Source organism: Streptomyces sp. NPDC017225, assembly GCF_044331465.1.
Taxonomy (GTDB): domain Bacteria; phylum Actinomycetota; class Actinomycetes; order Streptomycetales; family Streptomycetaceae; genus Streptomyces.
In genome coordinates this window covers 156,090-172,585 of record NZ_JBIRNE010000009.1, presented here as the reverse complement: position 1 = coordinate 172,585, position 16,496 = coordinate 156,090, and the positions used below count along the sequence as shown (strand labels likewise).

30 protein-coding genes are annotated in these 16,496 nt (G+C 65.9%); 15 read left to right on the top strand and 15 right to left on the bottom strand.

The features are described from left to right. Positions 1-256: 256 nt before the first annotated feature. From ACH4NX_RS21145 to ACH4NX_RS21135, 3 genes are all read right to left on the bottom strand, one after another. Positions 257-403 (bottom strand): hypothetical protein, encoded by a 147-nt coding sequence (locus ACH4NX_RS21145; protein ID WP_398128217.1) that lies wholly within the window; start codon positions 401-403, stop codon positions 257-259. Between the two features lie 274 nt (positions 404-677). Beyond that, on the bottom strand, positions 678-1,037 hold the full coding sequence (locus ACH4NX_RS21140) for a hypothetical protein (protein ID WP_398128216.1): 360 nt from the start codon (positions 1,035-1,037) through the stop codon (positions 678-680). A 19-nt stretch (positions 1,038-1,056) separates the two neighbouring features. Further along, positions 1,057-1,476, bottom strand: coding sequence for an ATP-binding protein (locus tag ACH4NX_RS21135; RefSeq protein WP_398128215.1), 420 nt, complete (start codon positions 1,474-1,476; stop codon positions 1,057-1,059). A 207-nt stretch (positions 1,477-1,683) separates the two neighbouring features. Here ACH4NX_RS21135 and ACH4NX_RS21130 point away from each other — a divergent pair, with 207 nt between their 5' ends. Together ACH4NX_RS21130 and ACH4NX_RS21125 are read left to right on the top strand one after the other, a co-directional pair. Continuing rightward, on the top strand, positions 1,684-2,571 hold the full coding sequence (locus ACH4NX_RS21130) for a DUF5753 domain-containing protein (RefSeq protein WP_398153363.1): 888 nt from the start codon (positions 1,684-1,686) through the stop codon (positions 2,569-2,571). Then, positions 2,564-2,797: a DUF397 domain-containing protein gene (locus tag ACH4NX_RS21125; RefSeq protein WP_398128213.1), complete on the top strand. Its 234-nt coding sequence runs from the start codon at positions 2,564-2,566 to the stop codon at positions 2,795-2,797. Before ACH4NX_RS21130 ends, ACH4NX_RS21125 begins: the two co-directional genes overlap by 8 nt. 63 nt (positions 2,798-2,860) lie before the next feature. On the opposite strand, the gene ACH4NX_RS21120 is transcribed toward ACH4NX_RS21125, so the two are convergent. The 6 genes from ACH4NX_RS21120 to ACH4NX_RS21095 form a co-directional block, all read right to left on the bottom strand. Next, entirely contained in the window at positions 2,861-3,022 is a 162-nt protein-coding gene (locus ACH4NX_RS21120; RefSeq protein ID WP_398128212.1) for a hypothetical protein, read from the bottom strand. An 88-nt stretch (positions 3,023-3,110) separates the two neighbouring features. Continuing rightward, positions 3,111-3,422 (bottom strand): hypothetical protein, encoded by a 312-nt coding sequence (locus ACH4NX_RS21115; protein WP_398128211.1) that lies wholly within the window; start codon positions 3,420-3,422, stop codon positions 3,111-3,113. A gap of 65 nt (positions 3,423-3,487) precedes the next feature. Next, on the bottom strand, positions 3,488-3,808 hold the full coding sequence (locus tag ACH4NX_RS21110; RefSeq protein WP_398128210.1) for a hypothetical protein: 321 nt from the start codon (positions 3,806-3,808) through the stop codon (positions 3,488-3,490). 46 nt (positions 3,809-3,854) lie between these two features. Continuing rightward, positions 3,855-4,205, bottom strand: a complete 351-nt coding sequence (locus tag ACH4NX_RS21105; RefSeq protein ID WP_398128209.1) for a hypothetical protein — start codon at positions 4,203-4,205, stop codon at positions 3,855-3,857. Then, positions 4,205-4,609: a hypothetical protein gene (locus ACH4NX_RS21100; protein ID WP_398128208.1), complete on the bottom strand. Its 405-nt coding sequence runs from the start codon at positions 4,607-4,609 to the stop codon at positions 4,205-4,207. Before ACH4NX_RS21100 ends, ACH4NX_RS21105 begins: the two co-directional genes overlap by 1 nt. A 200-nt stretch (positions 4,610-4,809) precedes the next feature. After that, complete coding sequence (locus ACH4NX_RS21095; RefSeq protein ID WP_398128207.1) at positions 4,810-5,286, bottom strand: hypothetical protein; 477 nt, start codon at positions 5,284-5,286, stop codon at positions 4,810-4,812. A gap of 83 nt (positions 5,287-5,369) precedes the next feature. On the opposite strand from ACH4NX_RS21095, the gene ACH4NX_RS21090 reads away from it, so the two are divergent. Continuing rightward, positions 5,370-5,666 carry a hypothetical protein gene (locus tag ACH4NX_RS21090; RefSeq protein WP_398128206.1) on the top strand — a complete coding sequence of 99 codons (297 nt, stop codon included), beginning with the start codon at positions 5,370-5,372 and terminating at the stop codon, positions 5,664-5,666. 259 nt (positions 5,667-5,925) lie between these two features. Here the strand turns inward: ACH4NX_RS21090 and ACH4NX_RS21085 are convergent, their stop codons facing one another. The 5 genes from ACH4NX_RS21085 to ACH4NX_RS21065 form a co-directional block, all read right to left on the bottom strand. Then, positions 5,926-6,255: a hypothetical protein gene (locus ACH4NX_RS21085; RefSeq protein WP_398128205.1), complete on the bottom strand. Its 330-nt coding sequence runs from the start codon at positions 6,253-6,255 to the stop codon at positions 5,926-5,928. 19 nt (positions 6,256-6,274) lie between these two features. Continuing rightward, on the bottom strand, positions 6,275-6,514 hold the full coding sequence (locus ACH4NX_RS21080) for a hypothetical protein (protein WP_398128204.1): 240 nt from the start codon (positions 6,512-6,514) through the stop codon (positions 6,275-6,277). A 46-nt stretch (positions 6,515-6,560) separates the two neighbouring features. Next, a complete protein-coding gene (locus tag ACH4NX_RS21075) occupies positions 6,561-6,881 on the bottom strand; it encodes a hypothetical protein (protein ID WP_398128203.1) in 321 nt (106 codons plus the stop codon). 466 nt (positions 6,882-7,347) lie between these two features. Then, positions 7,348-7,773, bottom strand: a complete 426-nt coding sequence (locus ACH4NX_RS21070) for an STAS domain-containing protein (RefSeq protein ID WP_398128202.1) — start codon at positions 7,771-7,773, stop codon at positions 7,348-7,350. Positions 7,774-7,806: 33 nt separating this feature from the next. Next, positions 7,807-8,124 (bottom strand): hypothetical protein, encoded by a 318-nt coding sequence (locus ACH4NX_RS21065; RefSeq protein WP_398128201.1) that lies wholly within the window; start codon positions 8,122-8,124, stop codon positions 7,807-7,809. Positions 8,125-8,419: 295 nt separating this feature from the next. On the opposite strand from ACH4NX_RS21065, the gene ACH4NX_RS21060 reads away from it, so the two are divergent. Further along, a complete protein-coding gene (locus ACH4NX_RS21060; RefSeq protein WP_398128200.1) occupies positions 8,420-8,785 on the top strand; it encodes a hypothetical protein in 366 nt (121 codons plus the stop codon). Between the two features lie 329 nt (positions 8,786-9,114). Here ACH4NX_RS21060 and ACH4NX_RS21055 read toward each other — a convergent pair whose 3' ends face one another. Continuing rightward, positions 9,115-9,672 carry a hypothetical protein gene (locus ACH4NX_RS21055; RefSeq protein ID WP_398128199.1) on the bottom strand — a complete coding sequence of 186 codons (558 nt, stop codon included), beginning with the start codon at positions 9,670-9,672 and terminating at the stop codon, positions 9,115-9,117. A gap of 306 nt (positions 9,673-9,978) precedes the next feature. Here ACH4NX_RS21055 and ACH4NX_RS21050 point away from each other — a divergent pair, with 306 nt between their 5' ends. The 11 genes from ACH4NX_RS21050 (at position 9,979) to ACH4NX_RS21000 (ending at position 16,458) form a co-directional block, all read left to right on the top strand. Then, a complete protein-coding gene (locus ACH4NX_RS21050) occupies positions 9,979-10,350 on the top strand; it encodes a hypothetical protein (RefSeq protein ID WP_398128198.1) in 372 nt (123 codons plus the stop codon). Between the two features lie 1,930 nt (positions 10,351-12,280). Then, positions 12,281-12,973 carry a hypothetical protein gene (locus ACH4NX_RS21045; protein WP_398128197.1) on the top strand — a complete coding sequence of 231 codons (693 nt, stop codon included), beginning with the start codon at positions 12,281-12,283 and terminating at the stop codon, positions 12,971-12,973. A 2-nt stretch (positions 12,974-12,975) separates the two neighbouring features. Then, entirely contained in the window at positions 12,976-13,491 is a 516-nt protein-coding gene (locus ACH4NX_RS21040) for a hypothetical protein (RefSeq protein ID WP_398128196.1), read from the top strand. Positions 13,492-13,570: 79 nt separating this feature from the next. Continuing rightward, the gene (locus ACH4NX_RS21035) at positions 13,571-14,059 is read left to right on the top strand and encodes a hypothetical protein (RefSeq protein ID WP_398128195.1); all 489 of its coding nucleotides are present in this window, start codon (positions 13,571-13,573) and stop codon (positions 14,057-14,059) included. A 147-nt stretch (positions 14,060-14,206) separates the two neighbouring features. After that, positions 14,207-14,359 carry a hypothetical protein gene (locus ACH4NX_RS21030; RefSeq protein WP_398128194.1) on the top strand — a complete coding sequence of 51 codons (153 nt, stop codon included), beginning with the start codon at positions 14,207-14,209 and terminating at the stop codon, positions 14,357-14,359. Then, entirely contained in the window at positions 14,356-14,592 is a 237-nt protein-coding gene (locus ACH4NX_RS21025) for a hypothetical protein (protein WP_398128193.1), read from the top strand. The genes ACH4NX_RS21030 and ACH4NX_RS21025 overlap by 4 nt, the downstream gene beginning before the upstream one ends. Next, on the top strand, positions 14,582-14,902 hold the full coding sequence (locus ACH4NX_RS21020; protein WP_398128192.1) for a hypothetical protein: 321 nt from the start codon (positions 14,582-14,584) through the stop codon (positions 14,900-14,902). The genes ACH4NX_RS21025 and ACH4NX_RS21020 overlap by 11 nt, the downstream gene beginning before the upstream one ends. Further along, a complete protein-coding gene (locus ACH4NX_RS21015) occupies positions 14,896-15,090 on the top strand; it encodes a hypothetical protein (RefSeq protein WP_398128191.1) in 195 nt (64 codons plus the stop codon). Before ACH4NX_RS21020 ends, ACH4NX_RS21015 begins: the two co-directional genes overlap by 7 nt. After that, positions 15,087-15,431 (top strand): hypothetical protein, encoded by a 345-nt coding sequence (locus ACH4NX_RS21010; RefSeq protein WP_398128190.1) that lies wholly within the window; start codon positions 15,087-15,089, stop codon positions 15,429-15,431. Before ACH4NX_RS21015 ends, ACH4NX_RS21010 begins: the two co-directional genes overlap by 4 nt. After that, a complete protein-coding gene (locus ACH4NX_RS21005; RefSeq protein ID WP_398128189.1) occupies positions 15,428-15,772 on the top strand; it encodes a hypothetical protein in 345 nt (114 codons plus the stop codon). Before ACH4NX_RS21010 ends, ACH4NX_RS21005 begins: the two co-directional genes overlap by 4 nt. Positions 15,773-15,948: 176 nt before the next feature. Then, a complete protein-coding gene (locus tag ACH4NX_RS21000; protein ID WP_398128188.1) occupies positions 15,949-16,458 on the top strand; it encodes a hypothetical protein in 510 nt (169 codons plus the stop codon). Positions 16,459-16,496 lie beyond the last annotated feature (38 nt).

Sequence of the window (16,496 nt, the reverse complement as noted above, 5' to 3'; positions counted from 1 at the left end):
TTTAGTCGCGGGAGAGGAAGAGAAAACCGCCCAAGGGTAGAAAATGGCATATGCGTTTATCGTCGAATTTTTAGCGCATGACAAAAGGCCGAATCCCTTGAGGAATTCGGCAAGAAAGGGGGTGCCTGGGCTGGCTGCGGATGAGACCGGGGAAGTCTCGCCAACCCAGGCGAACATGTGCAGGACGCATAGCTACTTTCCCGCAACCACCTCCTTTCCCAGTAAGTGAAATAGCGCGCAGGAGACGAACCGCGAGCTATTCCGCCGCCAGATAGTCCTCCTCGACACGCGCCATGCAGCACAGGCAGTGCCGACGCGCGACGAGGAAGATGAGGACGGCCCCCGCCATGGCGGTCAGGCCGAACGTGCCGACAGCGAGGCACAAAGCCGCTCGATCACGCACGAGAACTCCTCAGTCGAAAGTGGGGGGTGGGCGCCCCACCGCCCGGAGGAGCGAGGCGCCCCGGTCTGCCGGCCCCGCCCCCACAGCTCCGGGCCGGCAGACGTCTTGAGGGACTAGCCCGGCCGGCGCGCAGGGAGGAACGAGCACCGCGCCGGCCGGACTCTCCTGCCACCGGCCGAGTGCTGCCCGGTGACAGGCCCGACCCGACAGGCGGCGGGACGGGGAGGGGACACGGCCTGACCCATGCAGTCACGGGGAGGGCCAGGCCGTGCGTCTATGCGACCTCTCGGAGTCTCACGAGAACGGTCGCCAGCAGCTCCACGGTGGGCTGCTGGGCGGGCGCCTGGAGCGCGATGCACGCCGCCCGCCGCCGCTCCGCCTCGATCTCCTCGGGGCTCATGCGAGATATGCGGGAGTGATACGCCATCTCCACAGCGCGAATCCGCATCTTCATGTCAGTGATGTCCGCCGAGTTCAGCCGGACAGCGATGTCGGACCGCCGGCGCACACCATCGGCGCCGGTCGTCCAGTACGCGGGGAACGTCATCCGGAACGGCTCGTCCGGGAACGGGTCCTTGGCCAGCTCGTCCTCAGAGAGCAGTGCCAGGTGGGGGTGCTGATCTGCCGGGTCCACCCCAGCCTCCTCATCGTCGCTACGAGTCCATCGCTAACGGCCGAAAACGAACGGCCTTACCGCCGTCCCGGAGAAGCACCTTGTAGCCCGGGGCCAGCAGGTCGAGCAGTTCCAACCCACGCCCGTGCTCGGCCGGCGCGACCGTGCCGTCCTCCAACTTCTCGGTGGTCGGCCTGTGTCTGGGCAGCTTCCAGGACTGGTCGACCACCTCCACCCACAGATCCCTGCGGTGCACGCGCACGCAGAACTCCTCGCCCTGCGCGTGCACCACCGCATTGGTGGCCACCTCGCTCACGAGGAGCCGGCACACGTCAGGATCAGCGCCAGCGGCGGCGTAAATCGACGCAGCCCACTTGCGGGCGCAACCCACCTGATCAGGGGTGCAGGGGAAAAACTTCTCTACTACGACATCCGAGCGAGCGTGCTGTTCCGTGTGCATTGCAGCCTCCAGCACGCGGCCATGGGGGCAGGCCGCGTAGGTAACGCACCGCAACACCTGCTTACCGGTGCGTGATGCAGAGAGTGTGGTGCGATTGCACCTACGCTCGCAACCCCCACGGGCAAAAAACCCCCACACGTGCCCTCTGGCGTGCCCCCGCGCTACTCTTCCCGTTGTCCACAAAGCCACATCGAGGGAGGGGCCGCAGTGGCGGTCAGTACCGCAGGGATGGTCGCGCGCCGGCGCTTCGGCCAAGCGCTCAAGGCCGTGCGGGAAAACGCCCGACACCCCGACGGCCGGCAGGTCAAGCAGATCGACGCCGCAAAGGCGATCAAGCGCAAGACCATCGACCGCGTCTCGCGGTTCGAGCGGGGCGCAGCCTGGCCCGAACTTGCCGAGCTGGAAGCCCTGTTGAAGCTCTACGGCGCCGACCTGGAGATCAGCACCGAGCTGCGGACGATGCTCAAGGAAGGCCAGGCCATCTCCAAGGCGTGGTGGCAGGAGTACGAGGACGACTTCCCGGAAAGCCTCGTCCAGTTCATCGCCTACGAGGACGCGGCCCAGAACATCACCACCTGTGCCGTGAACATCCTTCCAGCCTTGCTTCAGACGGAGAGCTATGCTCGTGCGGTGACCACCGGGGTAGCCGGATCGGTGCTTCCGCCGGATGTGATCGAGCGGTCAGTGGCAATTCGACGCAAGCGGCGAAGCATCTTCGATAAGCCCGCCCCAACGTCCGTTGAGTTCATCTTCAGCGAGGCTTTCCTGACACAGGAAATCGGCGGGCGGGACGTGCTGATCGAGCAGCTCGACGCACTACTGGATGACGTGAAGAACCATCGTGTCACTCTCCGCGTTGTCCCGTTCAGCTCTCCCGTCACGGTGGCGCACGCGATGCACGTCCTGGACTTCGCCGGAGCCGACGCGAAGACCGTGACCGTGCAGGATTCTCAGACGGGGATGACGTTCCGTTCCAATCAGAAGGAGACGCGAGAAGCCCGGTACTACATTGAGGCCCTGCGCGCGCTGGCGCTATCCCCGGATGAATCCGTAGCTTGTATCAAAACAATCAGGAAGAAGAAATCCAGTGGCTGACAACCGTGGGCTGAAGACCCAGGACATTCCGGCCGAGGCTTGGTTCAAGTCGTCGTACTCCGGCGCTGGCAGCGGCAGCGACTGTGTGGAGATTGCCGCTGTCGACGGTGGCGCGGCGATCCGCGACTCCAAGAACAAGGCCGGCGGTCTGCTGCGTCTGCACTCCTCGCAGATGGCAGCGTTCGTCAACAGCGTGAAGGCTGGGGAGTTCGACCTGCCGGCGTGACGCCCAACGCACAGTGAAGGCCCCCGTCCTGGCACGACTCAGGGCGGGGGCCTTCGGCTTGTGTCAGGACCGCTTCCGGGACTTCGCCTTCCCGCCGGCGGTCTTCTTTGTGGCGCCCTTCTTGGCGGGCAGCTTGCCGTGGTCGGTCTTCTTCGAGGACTCCTTCGCCCACGGCTTGTTGTTGGCGTGGGCCCACTTCTCCTGGGCCCGGCTCTTGAACGGCATGGCCGGCTACAGGCCGAGAACGGCGCTGATGGAGACGGATACGTTCACGAGAACGGCGAGGACGTCGGACATGGGTGACCTCCAGGGGTCAGTACGTGGGTGCCATGAAGATGCTGCTGCGTCCGTGCCCCATGGAGGGTGCTCCGGTGGGCGCGGTTCCGGGGGCGCCGAGGCCGAGCTGGTCGCGCGTGGGCCGTCCCCGGGCCGGGCTGGTACCCGGTGCGGAGGCCATACGCGGCAGAGTGGCCGCCTGGAGCGCCGGGGTACCGCCGGGGCGCGGATCAGGAAGCTCGGACGGCCAGCCGGCCGCCAGAGAGGTCCTGGGGCCGCCGGTGGGCGTGCCGGGCAGGATCTCGGTGAAGGCGTCCCACGCGGGGTTGGGGCGGCGTACGAGAGGCATGACGGTCACCGACCTTCGCAGCTTGAACGCTGCCACGATGCCCGCAGGGAATTGACGGCCGGTAATTACGGGTTGCCGTACTCGGGGCGGGCGTAGGTCAGTTTGGGAAGCTCCTTGACCAGGCTGCGGAAGCGCTTGTACTTCACGCGGGTGGTGTGCTTGTCCCAGGGGTAGTTGTCGACGACCGGCACGTTCGGGAAGAGCCACACGTCGTCGGGGTGGATGTGCCAGGAGAGCTGGCCGGCGGGGGACTCGACGTACAGGACCGGGTAGCCGGGGGTGGCCTCGTCGGTGTAGCTGAGGGCCCCGCCGAACAGGGCGACCGGCATGGTCAGAAGGTGGGCTCGCTCGGTGTAGACGTTGATGTCGCTGGCGGCGTCGGCCATGTGGGCGTCCTTTCGGATCTGAGCTGACGCCATAATGCGCAGACGGTTATTTCATCGACTGCGACACGAATGGGTGTCCCTCAGATCCCCCCGGCCGGCCGTAACCCCAACGGATCTCGTCCCAGAGCACTCCCCGGGTGATTTCCTCGCCGGGGCACTCGAATGGCCGCATGTAGAAGAGCCGGTACATGCGGCGCTCGGGGGAGTAGCCGGCGACGGTCAGGACGAACCGCATCGCGTAGGGGACCTGCCAGCGCGCGTACTGGGTGGAGACGAAGCCGAAGCGGTGCAGCTCCTGCATGGCGGCCTGGAGCTGCTGGGAGGGAACGACGGGGTTGGAGACCTCCCAGCCGTACTCCTCGGGCCGGAAGTCGTCGGAGGCGACCAGGGTGAACATCAGGCGCCGCTCCTGGGGGCGAGAAAGAGGGCGACCGCGACGGCGACCTCGTAGGTCAGCGGCGGCCGGCGCAGCTCGTGGACGTGGTCGGCCAGGATCTGCTCGATGCGCTCGTACAGGTCGAGGCGCACGCCCAGGAACTGGCCCTGGTAGGTGTAGCCGTCCTTCTCGCGGCCTTCCTCGGCCAGGTGGTGCAGCGGCATCTCTGCGGGCGGGGGAGCGCCGTCCAGGTCGACGTGGTCACACAGCGGGCAGCAGCAGGGCAGACCCCGGTACGGGTCTACCGGCACGCAGTCGTCGTGCTGGCCGGCCGCGCACGCGGTGGAGAGGTACAGGTTCTGCGTGAGGGAGCCCAGAAGCTCGGCGAGCGGCTTCACGCTGACGTGGTCAGGCATCTCCGTCATGGTGTCCCATCCTTCCATCCGCCGGCTGCCGCCGAACGCCGGAGCATGAGCGAGACCCCCCTGCTGGGAACAGGCAGCAGAGGGGCCTCACGCTCCGGAGCGGCGGGTTCTCCCCAGGTTCACCTCACCGTAAAAGGAACCCCGACACGGGGAGGCTCCGCCGTCCTTCACCGGGAACAACGTACCGCCCTCCCAAAAGGTCACGTATTACTTTGTGCGTCACCTGAATGGCAGAGCCTCTCCCGAAAATGCCCCACCATCTCCAGGGCAGCTTCCCTGCGTGTCGCGCTGCGCTCCTTGCCGTGCTCGACGAGGAACGCCACGCACAGCATGTCGACGCATTCCCGCGCCGCACGCCGCAGCCGGCGCTTCGGACGCACCGTAAAACCCCTGGCCAGGCGCCTGTACTGGCCGCGCCGGATCAGGTTGGCCTTGAATCCGGGGTCGATGCGGGCCTTGAAGTCGACCTCCACCCAGCCGTCGGTCCAGCCGATTCCGTTCTCGACGGGGATCACGACGGCGTCCATCAGGAAAAACGCGAGCCCGCCCACACTGCGCACCATGAGTTTGGAGTCCCGCTCCAGGTACCGGGCAGCGCCCTTGTCCTCGTTCAGCAGCGACTCGACGTACGCGAAAGAAAGGAGACGCATGTCGTCCCCGCTCGTCTGATCCACCATGCTGGGCATGCTAACCACTAATCTCCCCTTTTATGACTGACGTGCCACTCACCCGCACCCTGTGTCCACAGTGCCAAAATGAAATGGGCACCACGCGAATGGAGTACGGCTACTGCGAGGTGTGCCGCGAATTTCACGCCGCACAGGCCGACTTCAACTCCGACGCCTACACCCGCGCACCGATCATGGGCGGCGGCTGGATGCGCTGCTGCGGCGACTCACTCAGGGCCTGGGTGGTCTACCACCCCGCCCCGTGGGAGCCGGGCACGACGGTGCGCTGCGTCTTCGGCGACGATCCGTTCCTCCACGCCATGCGGTACTGCGTCTGCGGCAACTGGCACTGGTGCAAGGCCATGTGCCACGAGGAGGCCGAGCAGTGACGGCGCCGGTCTGCCGGTGCGTCGTCGCCGCCCTGGCCGAGCTGGCGCCCGACCCGCGCACCGAACCGGGCCGCTATTTCGCCTGCCGGCCACACGGACAGATGATCGTCTGGGACGGCCGGCAGTGGCGCTGGTCCGACCACGCGGACGATATCCGGCAGCTCCCTCCAACGGCGGACTGCACAGCCCCGACCTCAGTGCCAGACTGAAGAAAGCCGAAAGCCGCACCCTCTTGCGCAGATGGGGGTGCGGCTTTCGCCTATCTCCCTGTGGGTCGGTAACCCTCGGGCAGAATCTCCACCTCAATCACACCGTCCGCCCCTTCCTCGAATACCGCCCAGCACGGCCACGGGTCGGAAAAGCCGAGATCGACCGCGCGCTGCTCGATCACCTCGGCCCATCCGAACAGCTTGTCCGGCAACCGCCAGGTGCCGGAGTTGCATTCGATCCATGCCATACGGGAATCCGTGTCACTCCACAGCGAGTACACCTGGACCTTCATCCCCGACGAGCCGATCCGGAACGTCCGCAGTGTGCGTACGTCATTGAGCCACTGGGCCCGCGCCCCGCCTTTGAGAGTCACGTGCATGTGCCGCCTCTTCCCCCGTTCATGCCATCGACAGTATCCGCACGCGGCAGTCGCCGTGGATGCTGGAGAAAGCGAATACCTTGGGCAGGTTCAGGAACTTCCGCTGCACGTCGGCGTCGATCCTGCTGGCCCAGTCGTTCAGCTCCGTCGGCAGCCGGTACAGCCGGTTGCCGGGGCATACAACCCACCAGGACCCGGAGCCCACGTCGTGCAGGAAACCGTGGACGGCCATGACCAGACCGACGTCTCCCGGCTCCACATCAGGCACCTGCAACGCGGCCTCCCAGACCGGCGCACCGACCCGCTCACGCCTCGACACGAGTCCTGCCCGACATGAACTCGTCGACCGCCTCCCGGTGCCCAGCCTGCGCCTCGGCCGGCGACCCGTACGTCCACAGCGGCTGCACACACTCACGCATGTCATCACCGCCCCAGTAGCAGGCGGAGGCGAATACCTGCGGCACGTACCCCTTCGGCAGCTCCGCATCAGAGCATGTCGCCAGATCGTGATCGAAGACCAGGCACAGCGTGCGCACACGGGCCGGCGTCCCGCCGGGCAGTTCGATGTCCGTCTTCGCCAGCGTCCGCCCTTCGAAGTCCTCGTACAGCACGGCCGCCTCGTCCACGGTGAGGGGTGCTCCATCCAATCCGTAGGCGAACGGCCGTCCACTGGGGCCAGTACTCACACGGTCCTTGACGTTTTCGCCGAGCACTTCGCGTTCCTTTCCCTGGGGTGGAATGAGGAAGGCCCGGCGCAACCAGGAGAAGAGGACGCTTGGGGGGGATAGCGTCGCATGACTGGTTGCGCCGGACCGTTCTCGGAGAACGTGCACTGCGGGGCCCTGGGGACCGGGGGGGGTTGGTTCGACCAGGGCCCCGCCGTGGCACGCATCACCATCAACCCACAGACCCGTGTATTAGTCACGCGAGCCCCACGAAATTCTTATTGCATCACTCGAATGGGTGACGCGCGGTCACGCTCCGCGTACTTGCCCGCCGGTGACAGTGTCCAAGATGCCCGAGATGGGCGCCCGTCTGGCGAACCCACTCCGGGGTAACAAGCACACACCGTCACGCGCACACACAAGCCCCTCACGCCCCCCCGAAATCCTCCGCATTCGGAGCACCGCCCACCGCCCAGGCAGCCTCACCGCTTGCCACAGCGGCAAGAAACGCTTCCTGCGACTCCACCAGCGGGAAGACCTTCACCAGACCCGTGATCTCGAAAATCTTCCGCGTCTTCTCCGTCGGTCCGACAATCACGAGACCCCCCGAAGGCCGCAGCTTCCGAAAAGCCGCCTGGAAACCGACGAACACACCCAGGGCGCACGAGTCGAACCACTCCACCCCGGAGATTTCCAAGCCCACATACGCAGGCAACTCCTCGGCGTCCAACACCTCCGCCTTCAGGTAGTCCCGCACCTTCGGGTGGGTGTACACGTCGATCTCCCCCGCAACGCGCACCACCACCGCCTCGTCCAGCCGCTCGTGCGACAGCTCCACGTCGAAAGCACCCACAACCCCGCCCCTTCTCAGCGATCCAGCTAGCCGTCACGCAACAGCCAGCAAATTCGGGCCGAGCCAACCCCGATCCACGAACCCCACCCGGTAGCCCGCCAACTCCAGCTCCCGCGAGAGCAGCTCCATCCGCTCCATCCGGAACTCCGCCGCCTCCAGCGGCTCACCCGCCGGCCACGCCTGCTCCTCCGCCCGCAACTCGGCCGGCAGGAAATACCAGACCTCAGCACACGCCCGCGCGCCCGCCGGCCACCCCTCCGGATGAACCGGATGCACAGCCACCCACTCCGAGGCGATATCCCGCGTCACCTCCCACGCCGGCGCACCACACACCCAGCCAGCCAACTCCAAGAACGCGCTGATGTGCCGGACCGGACCCTGTATCGCCACTACACACGGCAGACACTCCGGATCAGAACACGGCGCTGGCCCGGCAACCACCGGCACATGCGGTCGCACTTGCGATTGCATCATGCGACCAGGATGACGCACCCGAGCCGCCAACACCACGCCGTCGCAACATCCGACACCCACTCCGGACCGACACGGCGCCTGCACCAGCAGGCGACGCGACGAAAAAAATCCACCCGCACCAGCGAACGCAATGCGACCGCCCGTGCAATCGCACCGCGCTACCATCCCCCACATGTCCGCTGCCGCTTCAAGGCGCCTGCGCGCCATCCCCGTTGACACCTGCCGGACCTGCGTCCAACTCGCCGCCCGGGGCCGCGACAACGACCAGCCTGACGCCGGCAGAGCCCTCGCCCGGCTCATCGACCACTGCATCGACGTACACGGCGCCACCGCCATCCCCCGCGCAGACTGCGACGGCTGCCACGAGCACCGGCTGAAGGAAAACTACGGTGCCCTCTGGGTGTACTGGGCCCGCGTCCACTACCTCATGCACCGCCTGGGCCTGGTCACCGACAGCCCGTACCCCCGCACCGGCCACAAAGACTCGCTCTACCCCCTGCGTTACGAGGACCCGCTCCCGCCGGAGCCCAGCCGATAACCCCAGAACCCCCGGAATTTCGGCCCCAGACACGACGAAAAGCCCCGCACCCGTCCCAGGAGGAGATCGACAAGTGCGGGGCCGCCTGCGCGACCGTTGGCAACGGGCACGGAGAGGGCCCACCGCGCAGGATGTACGACGGGAGCCGACTCTTCGGGTCCGGTGTCCGCCGGCACTCCCCAGACCGCCCCTTCCTCACTCCAGCAGCCTGGCCCCAAGAGCCTCACCGGGAATCAACTCCCGTCGCACGCAGAAAACATAAGCGACGCGACGAGCATTACCCGACCAATATCTAATGCCGCCACTCGAATGAGTGACTGGCCCAAGAATTAGTACCCCGACCGCTTCAGCTTCCGCCGGCCCTCTTCGAGCTGCTGCCGCGCGTCCTGGAGGTGCTTCCGCGCACCGTCCAACGCACTCCTGGCCACCACCGGAGGATCAGCGGCCAGCGGCTCCTCCGCCCTCGAAACCCCACTCACCCGCAGAAGCTGCTCCACGGCCAGGGCCAGAGACTCAACCATCCGCCCGGTCCCGTACACACCGTCCAGGAACCCCAACGCGTGCTGTGCGCCGGCTCCCGTGCGCAGGGCACGCGACGCGAGCAGCCGCGCCGTGACGTACGTGCAGCCCCTGGCGTACTGCTCCGGCGAAGACGTCGTCGCCTGGACCACACCATGGACGCCTGACGCGTAGCCCGAACGCACGTCGGCGTCGTCAGTCGGATCGCCGAGCGTCTCCATCTCAGACTCGACGATGAACAGCAGCGCCCCCAGCATCTGGCCGCGATTGGGCGCCTCCGGGTTGTCTGCGGTGACCCTGAAACCAAGCGTGTCCAGGGCGGCGCCGAGTTGCTCAATGGGAATGTCACCAGCGGGAGTTCGAGTCATGCAGCGACGATAGCGCTGCGACCGCACGTGCGGTCGCAACAACCGATGATTTCCTGCTACCTTCTCGTCCGCCGGCAGCGACTTCGTTGTGTGACTGCCCTGTTGGTGCTGCCAGCACCCGAACTGCCCAAGGTCCCCCCTGCGTTGGGCCCCCTCGTGGCACTCTGGCCGGTCGCTCCTCGCTCGCACCCCGGAGCGGCCGGCCTTTGCCGTCCTCAGTACAAACCCGCGCTACTCTGCACCCGCCGGCGGTTCCTACTCACCCCTGTCAGGGGCCGCCGGGCCGCCGCCCGAGGAGGAGGACGAATGCCCGAGCCAGCCGCCAGCCGCATCAGCCACCGGGACAAGCAGGGCCAGCCTCTGGAACTGATGGAGTGGGCCCGGCTGTACGAGGACATCGACTACCGCCTGGTGGCAGAGGCCGAAGTCGACGACGTGCTCGTGCGCACGATGTGGGAGGGCATCGACGCCGGGGTGGTTGGCGCCGGCGACATGTTCCACACGGGTGTCCGGCGGGCCGGCTGCTGGGAGACCGTATGGGAAGGCCATTACCCCTGCACGGTCATCGAGGCCGAGGCCGCCCACGAGCTGGTCGTCGCGGCAGAGCGTATTAAGCTCAAGGCCGACGGCCCCGGGCCCGAGGCCACTGTCGGCGGCGCTGATACTGCCTCTGGCTGAAGGGCGGATATTTGTGTCGCGGCCCAGGCCTCCGGGCTGCCCGACATGTCCGTTAATGGCGGGGGGTGTCCTGCTATGCAGGGATTCGGCACCCTTTTGTCCGGTTCTGGAGGCTACGGGCGCCTTCGAGAGGTTAGGTGCGATTGTGGCATACATCCCCCTCTGCCGCAAAGGGCCCCCATGTCGACTAGGTCTATGATGTCGTCAATATCCGCCGCTACTTGGCGTAACAACCCTTACGCCAAGTAACCGTAGGCGCTCTGTAGTCGACCGTGCGCGCCCCGTGATGCAAGCGGAGGGCAGCCATCCGTTCTGTTTTGCAAATTCCGGCACAATACGCCTAACTCCTGTAAGCCTCACTAGGGGCGGTAGTCGGGCGAACGTGAGGTACTGCCCTAAAGCGACATACTGACCTATAAGGTGCGGCCCTGGCATAAGCTATTTCCGGGGCAAGGGGGAGTTACCACCTCAGAGTGCTACGCATCAGGCATCGTGGGGCAAGTATGCTTATCCCTCTCCTGTCTCCCATACACGCACTGAGATGGCAGATGCCTTAGAACCCCCGAATTTTCGCACCCTTGCATTTTCTCGGCATACCCCCTAGCTGCGGACATTCTGGTGCCGTCAGCGGCATGTCCCTTATGCACCTTCTGTACACCCGGAGCGCTGGGCGCCGTTCTGACGCGCCGGACCCCGTGACGGTACCGAGCGACCCGGACGGCGAGATAGGCGCTCACGCGGCCGTACAGGCGCGCGCACGGTGCCAGCACGGCCCCCCGGCGGGGGCGAGAGCACACGTCACGGGGCGCGTGCGGCCCCGTCGGCGCGGCGCCGGACGGACGGCCCCCGCCGGGGGAAGCGGCCCCCAGGGGGAAGCACAGAGGCACGGTCACGGAGCGTCAATTTTCCCTGCTTTCAGCACGCTGAGTGATATTCCGGGCCCCGTGGGGGCGTCGGGGCGTGCCGTCGGGCGTTTCTGACGCCCTGTCAGGTAAAGGCTATTTTCCCAGGTCAAAGGGTAGTTTTTACCGTCCCTTGGTATTTAGGTAAAGTCGTGATCTTGGTGTCCGTTTCGCCTGCTTCTATGCCGACAGAGGCTCATTCGTAAGGAACTAGGCCGCATGCATGTCTTTAGGTGTATCTAGTGGGGCAGATTGGACACCTGGAGCGTCTCAGTATTCGAGATTTGCCCCCGATTTCCATGATTCTTTAGCGACGCATTGCGCCTCTGACCTGCGGGTTCTGTGCTGCGACGCTTTTTCCTGCCCTGTAGGTGTTCCAAACCCCCCTGGGAACACCTAACGTTCTGGGTGTCGCCACAACGGGACGGCAAGGGAACGGAGCGGGCAACGACGACTCGCATAGCACCCCCGGATACGCCGGGCGAGTGCATGGACCTAGGTAGAGCTGTGTTTTTCCAGCTCCCCCCGCGATTCCCGGCGGGTGCGTGTGGTGCACGTGCTGCGAAACACGTGTGCGCTTGGCAATGCGCCGTATCCGCGAGGACCGGTTGCCCGTCAAGCGAATATCGATAGCTAATCCGTGCGCGTTACGTGAGTGACGTCAAGCGGGAAAGTGGACGCCGAACACATACGTTCTTGCCCAAGGTTGGGGCGCGAGTGTGTCGCTAGGCGGTGTGCCGTAAAGGGAAACCAGCGGCCTTTATCCCTTGCCCGATACCGAATGAACCTTGCCCGCACCACTAAGAGCATGGCTGCGGATTAGCTCGGCGATATCACAAGGGGTGACGTATGCCTAGCAAGCATGCCCACCTAGCCACTGATGACCGGACCAACACAACGGGACCGATTCAGTGTTTGCCACGTGTGGGGGCGAGTTGTCCCCCGGGATTTTCTCGCCCCCGCGCGTGGGTTTTGTTGCCTAACACATTGCTGATCATTGTCCGCCTCGCACCACAAAGGGGAATGCCATGGGATCTACTGAGCCGAAAATCACGCGCAAGCGTCACGGAAAGCCGTTGTTCTCGGGACTTTCCACGGAAGACAAGACGGCCGCACAGGAGTACGCCGAAACATTCGCGCGCGAGCAGGCGACCGCAAGCGCAAACGCGCACCTGAAGACTCCGCCGACTCCGCCACAATTCCGGGAACTCGCGAGCAACGTCCCCGGCGCGCGCTCGAAATACGACCCTCCGAAAGCGGACGCGCGTTTGACCATGACGCGCGGCGCCAAAGGGGTGCGGAACACCGTCGGCACCACAAGTGTGCCCACTGGTCTGCGTAAGAGCGCCGGTGAAAAGCAGCGGCCGAAAGCAAAGGATGGACGCCGGAAGACTCGCGCGGCTGCGGCGACGCGTTCCAAGGGTGCCGAAAAAATCGTCTATAACTCGCGCGTAGGCATGACTGCCGGTAAGCGCATGACGCCGGAAGTGCGCGCGCAAGTGGCGCACGAATCCACGGCACGTCACGTCGAAACGCTCCGCACGCGTGAGAACACGCGCGCCGACATTGCGCGCGCCGCACGCGAAGACGCCCGCGTAAAGCTGCGCGACGCCATCGGCCGCGAACGTGACGCGCTCGCGCGCGGTGACGCCAATGCCGCTAAGTCCGCTCGCGCCGATATCCGCAACCTCCGCAACGCCACCAAATTTAAGGGGAACTGAGCATGGGCAACCGTCCGATGGCCTACAGCACGATCATGGCCATGCAGTCCGCCAACAGCCGCGAATTCACGGGCGCACTCGCCGCCCTCGCGGGCCGCAACCTGAAGTCGAAGCGTCGCCGCCAGCAGCGGGAGACGGCCGCGCGCATCGCGCACGCCAACCTGCGGCCCGCGCCCGGGACGCTCGGCGAGAGCAAGCGGCCGTGCGACGTGCCGGTGACGTTCAAGGCCGCGAAGCCGGAGCGGCGCCGCGTGACGCGCGCGGCGACGTCGACCGCCCCGGAACCGGTCAAGGCATCGGAACCGAAGATCACCGAGTTCCAGCCGATCAAGGCGGCGGAACTTCCGAAGAATCTGCGCGACGCGGCAAAGCCGGTCCTGGCGGGGAAGTTCTGCGAGAACGCCGACACCGCCGGATGGCTGCTGGTCGACACGTGGGAGCGCGACGGTAAGCCGGTCAACGTCTACGTGCGCAGGTACGGGAAGTCGTCGGCCCGCTACTCGACCATGGACCACTGACACACACCATCGGGGCGCCATTCCAGACGGGAAACCGTCGCGGGGTGGCGCCCCTTTCCGTACCCAGAAAGAGGCCAGCATGAGCGCAACGGCTGATCCCATCGCGCACCTCGACGACTCGCCGATGATGGTGCCCGACAAATTCGCGCGTGAGGTACCGAGCATGAGCATTGGGCCCGCATTCCGTGAGCACGCTTCCCGGCTCGTCGCGGCGGGGCAACTCGACTACGACTGGGGAACCATCGGCGAAGTCGCCGACCGGATTACCGATTACCTGACCCTCCTGGCGTGCGTGCGCGGTGGCCACATCTGCTACGCGTTCGAGATCGACAACGGAATGGATGTCCTTCCGGCCGTGCGCTTTCGCAAGTGCGGCAAGGTCGCGTGCATCACGCGCGAGGACAACGACCGCGAAACACTGTGCGGCGCGACCGGGTACATCCTCGTACCGGAATTCCGTGACCATGCCGCGTCGACCTACGTGCACATGTACTGCAACGGCTGCGACCACGTGTACCGCCGGGAGAACGACGGGCGCGTGGCCGAAAGCGCCGACGACCGGCGCTGATCGATCCTCGCGGCGGCATGGTCCCTGACGTCCCCTCACGACAGGGGTCGTGCCATTTCGACGATCGGTCCTGCCCACGCACGGACGCAGCAGCAACCGGCCGCCCGCATTCGGTGGGCGGCCTTTCTCATGCCTGAAAGGGGCGCCATGACGTTCAAGATCACCGACGCGGCCGGCCGGTCCCGGACCCTCCTGGAGCTGGGCACCGCGCTCGCCCTGGCCGCCGGTCCGATCGAGGTCACCGACGAGAACGGCCGCACGGTCGTGATCAACCCGGCGACGGTCGGCGGTGCCAAGTGAGCCTCTCCGTCTTCATCGTCGAGGTCTTCCTGACCACGACCGGCGAGACCTGCGGTTTCTACCCGGTCACCGCTCACAGCATGGACGGCCTGGAGGTCCTCGCGAACGAGCTGTGCGTGGCGTTCAACCACGGCCTGGACGTCGGGGTGACCGACTGGCGTCAGATCGCCGAGCACCCCTACGCCCCGGGCCGGACCGACACGGTCCCGATCGGGAGTTGCAATGGCCGGTGAGTACGGAATCCAGCACTTCCACCCCGCCGGTTCGTGGCAGGCGCTCGGTGCGTATCAGCACATGGGCCTCGACAAGGCCATGACGCAAGCCACCGAATTCGCGGAGAACACGTACGCGTTTCCGCTCGGTCTACGCGTCACCGGGCCCAAGCAATGGGCTTCGGACCGGATCGGCGGACGGTCGGAAATCACGCTGATCCACAACCCGATCACCGGTATCTGGACCGCCGGGTGCGCGAAGTGCCCGCGCACGGAGGAATCCACGGACGTGTACGCCGCGACGGGATTCACCAGAAACCACAAGTGCTGAGAACGGAGCAATTTGCGATGCAGTCGTGCCCCACCATCCCACTCACCGTCAAGATTCCCGGCCAGAACGAGCGGCTGAACCTCCTGTGCCCCCTGTACGGCAAGACCCCGCGAGGCCGTAAGCGCGCCGACTTCACGCGCACGGCAAAGAAGTCCATCCAGGCCATCGAAAAGAAGGAAGCTGCATGACCGATACATTCCAGTACGTGCCCCACGTCACGACGCAGTTCGGCGACCGGGATGACGTCGTGGAAGAGTCCTGGGAGATATTCCGGGAATGCAACGAGGGATTCGCCGCCCTGCGCGCCTTCTACACCGGACGGACGCCCCGCCCGGGCAGGCACGACCGGTGCACCCAGCCGCTGCTGATGTTCGCGCGAGTCCAGCACCACGACCAGGACGAGAAGCTGACGCACACGACCGTCCACCCCAACCTGCTGCACCCCGGGTGCTGGGCTGAGCACCAGAAAGGCCGCATCTTCCTCACCCTTCCCGCTGTCTTCCCCAATGAGATCGGAGACGCCGCATGAGCCCTCTTCGCCGCCCGCGATTCGGTGCCGAACACGCCACCGCCTCGCGCTACGACTCGCCCATCGGCCAGGAGATCGAACGGCTCAACTCCGACGTCGAGTACCTGACGCAGGAATGGGGCGAGCGCGGGGAGCTGATGGACTCCGCGCTGCACATGATCCGGGGACACATCGAGCGGCTCGACCAGATCGGGAAGCTCCTCGAAGAGTCCGCCAGGTACGCGGAAGCCGCACGGGATCTCGACCGTGCCGCCACCGCGCTGGCCGACGACCAGCGCCCGGAAGCGCTGGACCGGGCGCAGGCGTACGCGGTGAGCGTCGCGGCGGACCTCGACGCGTAGATGGCTTCGGTCGGCCTCGGTGCCAGGGGGCATCGAGGCCGGCCGTGGCTGTGCGCGCCATGCACAGACGTACTGCGGATCGGCCGGCCGATGGGTCGGCAGGGATGCAGCAGCAATTCCGGCGCCGCTCTTATGTGGCGCCTTTCTCATGCCCGAAATACGGAGGGGGCGGTCTCTTGACCATCGACATCTCGGCGATCCTGCCGGAAATGGGATTCATGGAGTCCCTGTTCGAGGCCATGGAGTGGGCCGAGGACGAGATCGTGAAGGCGCAGATCCGGCATGGTGAGCCGAGGCCCCGCCCCGGTGAGCGGGGAACGGGGCCGATCTGGAACAGCTTCTCGCTACTCAAGGTGGACGGTAACGAGGCGCTGCTGCGCGAGCCGTTGTACCGGGCTCACTGCCGGGAGATCCTCAACCGTCGGGCCAAGGGTGCCGACACCCGGCCGGGGACGGACGCGGAGATGATCGTCGTCATCTCCGAGGCGAGCAAGATCGCGCCCATGACGTCCGCCGCCGCGTGCCTGTACATGCGGCTGATGGCCCGGTCGGTGCCCGAGTTCGCCCAAGCCGTCGGGCCCCAAGTCGACCTGGACGCGTACGAGAAGGTCCACGGCCGTAAGGCGGACGAGTACGAGGCCGACCTGCGCCACAAGCTCCGGCGGGACGACCGGACGAAGAACTAGCCCCAGGGTAGCCAGTACGACAACTGAACCATTCGACG

What these genes read in the sequence shown, in the direction of transcription:
- ACH4NX_RS21135 (WP_398128215.1), bottom strand. Translation starts at nt 1,476, where the DNA reads ATGCACACGGAACAGCACGCTCGCTCGGATGTCGTAGTAGAGAAGTTT.
- ACH4NX_RS21120 (WP_398128212.1), bottom strand. Translation starts at nt 3,022, where the DNA reads ATGCCGTTCAAGAGCCGGGCCCAGGAGAAGTGGGCCCACGCCAACAAC.
- ACH4NX_RS21115 (WP_398128211.1), bottom strand. Translation starts at nt 3,422, where the DNA reads ATGCCTCTCGTACGCCGCCCCAACCCCGCGTGGGACGCCTTCACCGAG.
- ACH4NX_RS21110 (WP_398128210.1), bottom strand. Translation starts at nt 3,808, where the DNA reads ATGGCCGACGCCGCCAGCGACATCAACGTCTACACCGAGCGAGCCCAC.
- ACH4NX_RS21105 (WP_398128209.1), bottom strand. Translation starts at nt 4,205, where the DNA reads ATGTTCACCCTGGTCGCCTCCGACGACTTCCGGCCCGAGGAGTACGGC.
- ACH4NX_RS21100 (WP_398128208.1), bottom strand. Translation starts at nt 4,609, where the DNA reads ATGACGGAGATGCCTGACCACGTCAGCGTGAAGCCGCTCGCCGAGCTT.
- ACH4NX_RS21095 (WP_398128207.1), bottom strand. Translation starts at nt 5,286, where the DNA reads ATGGTGGATCAGACGAGCGGGGACGACATGCGTCTCCTTTCTTTCGCG.
- ACH4NX_RS21090 (WP_398128206.1), top strand. Translation starts at nt 5,370, where the DNA reads ATGGGCACCACGCGAATGGAGTACGGCTACTGCGAGGTGTGCCGCGAA.
- ACH4NX_RS21085 (WP_398128205.1), bottom strand. Translation starts at nt 6,255, where the DNA reads ATGCACGTGACTCTCAAAGGCGGGGCGCGGGCCCAGTGGCTCAATGAC.
- ACH4NX_RS21060 (WP_398128200.1), top strand. Translation starts at nt 8,420, where the DNA reads ATGTCCGCTGCCGCTTCAAGGCGCCTGCGCGCCATCCCCGTTGACACC.
- ACH4NX_RS21055 (WP_398128199.1), bottom strand. Translation starts at nt 9,672, where the DNA reads ATGACTCGAACTCCCGCTGGTGACATTCCCATTGAGCAACTCGGCGCC.
- ACH4NX_RS21050 (WP_398128198.1), top strand. Translation starts at nt 9,979, where the DNA reads ATGCCCGAGCCAGCCGCCAGCCGCATCAGCCACCGGGACAAGCAGGGC.
- ACH4NX_RS21045 (WP_398128197.1), top strand. Translation starts at nt 12,281, where the DNA reads ATGGGATCTACTGAGCCGAAAATCACGCGCAAGCGTCACGGAAAGCCG.
- ACH4NX_RS21040 (WP_398128196.1), top strand. Translation starts at nt 12,976, where the DNA reads ATGGGCAACCGTCCGATGGCCTACAGCACGATCATGGCCATGCAGTCC.
- ACH4NX_RS21035 (WP_398128195.1), top strand. Translation starts at nt 13,571, where the DNA reads ATGAGCGCAACGGCTGATCCCATCGCGCACCTCGACGACTCGCCGATG.
- ACH4NX_RS21030 (WP_398128194.1), top strand. Translation starts at nt 14,207, where the DNA reads ATGACGTTCAAGATCACCGACGCGGCCGGCCGGTCCCGGACCCTCCTG.
- ACH4NX_RS21020 (WP_398128192.1), top strand. Translation starts at nt 14,582, where the DNA reads ATGGCCGGTGAGTACGGAATCCAGCACTTCCACCCCGCCGGTTCGTGG.
- ACH4NX_RS21010 (WP_398128190.1), top strand. Translation starts at nt 15,087, where the DNA reads ATGACCGATACATTCCAGTACGTGCCCCACGTCACGACGCAGTTCGGC.
- ACH4NX_RS21005 (WP_398128189.1), top strand. Translation starts at nt 15,428, where the DNA reads ATGAGCCCTCTTCGCCGCCCGCGATTCGGTGCCGAACACGCCACCGCC.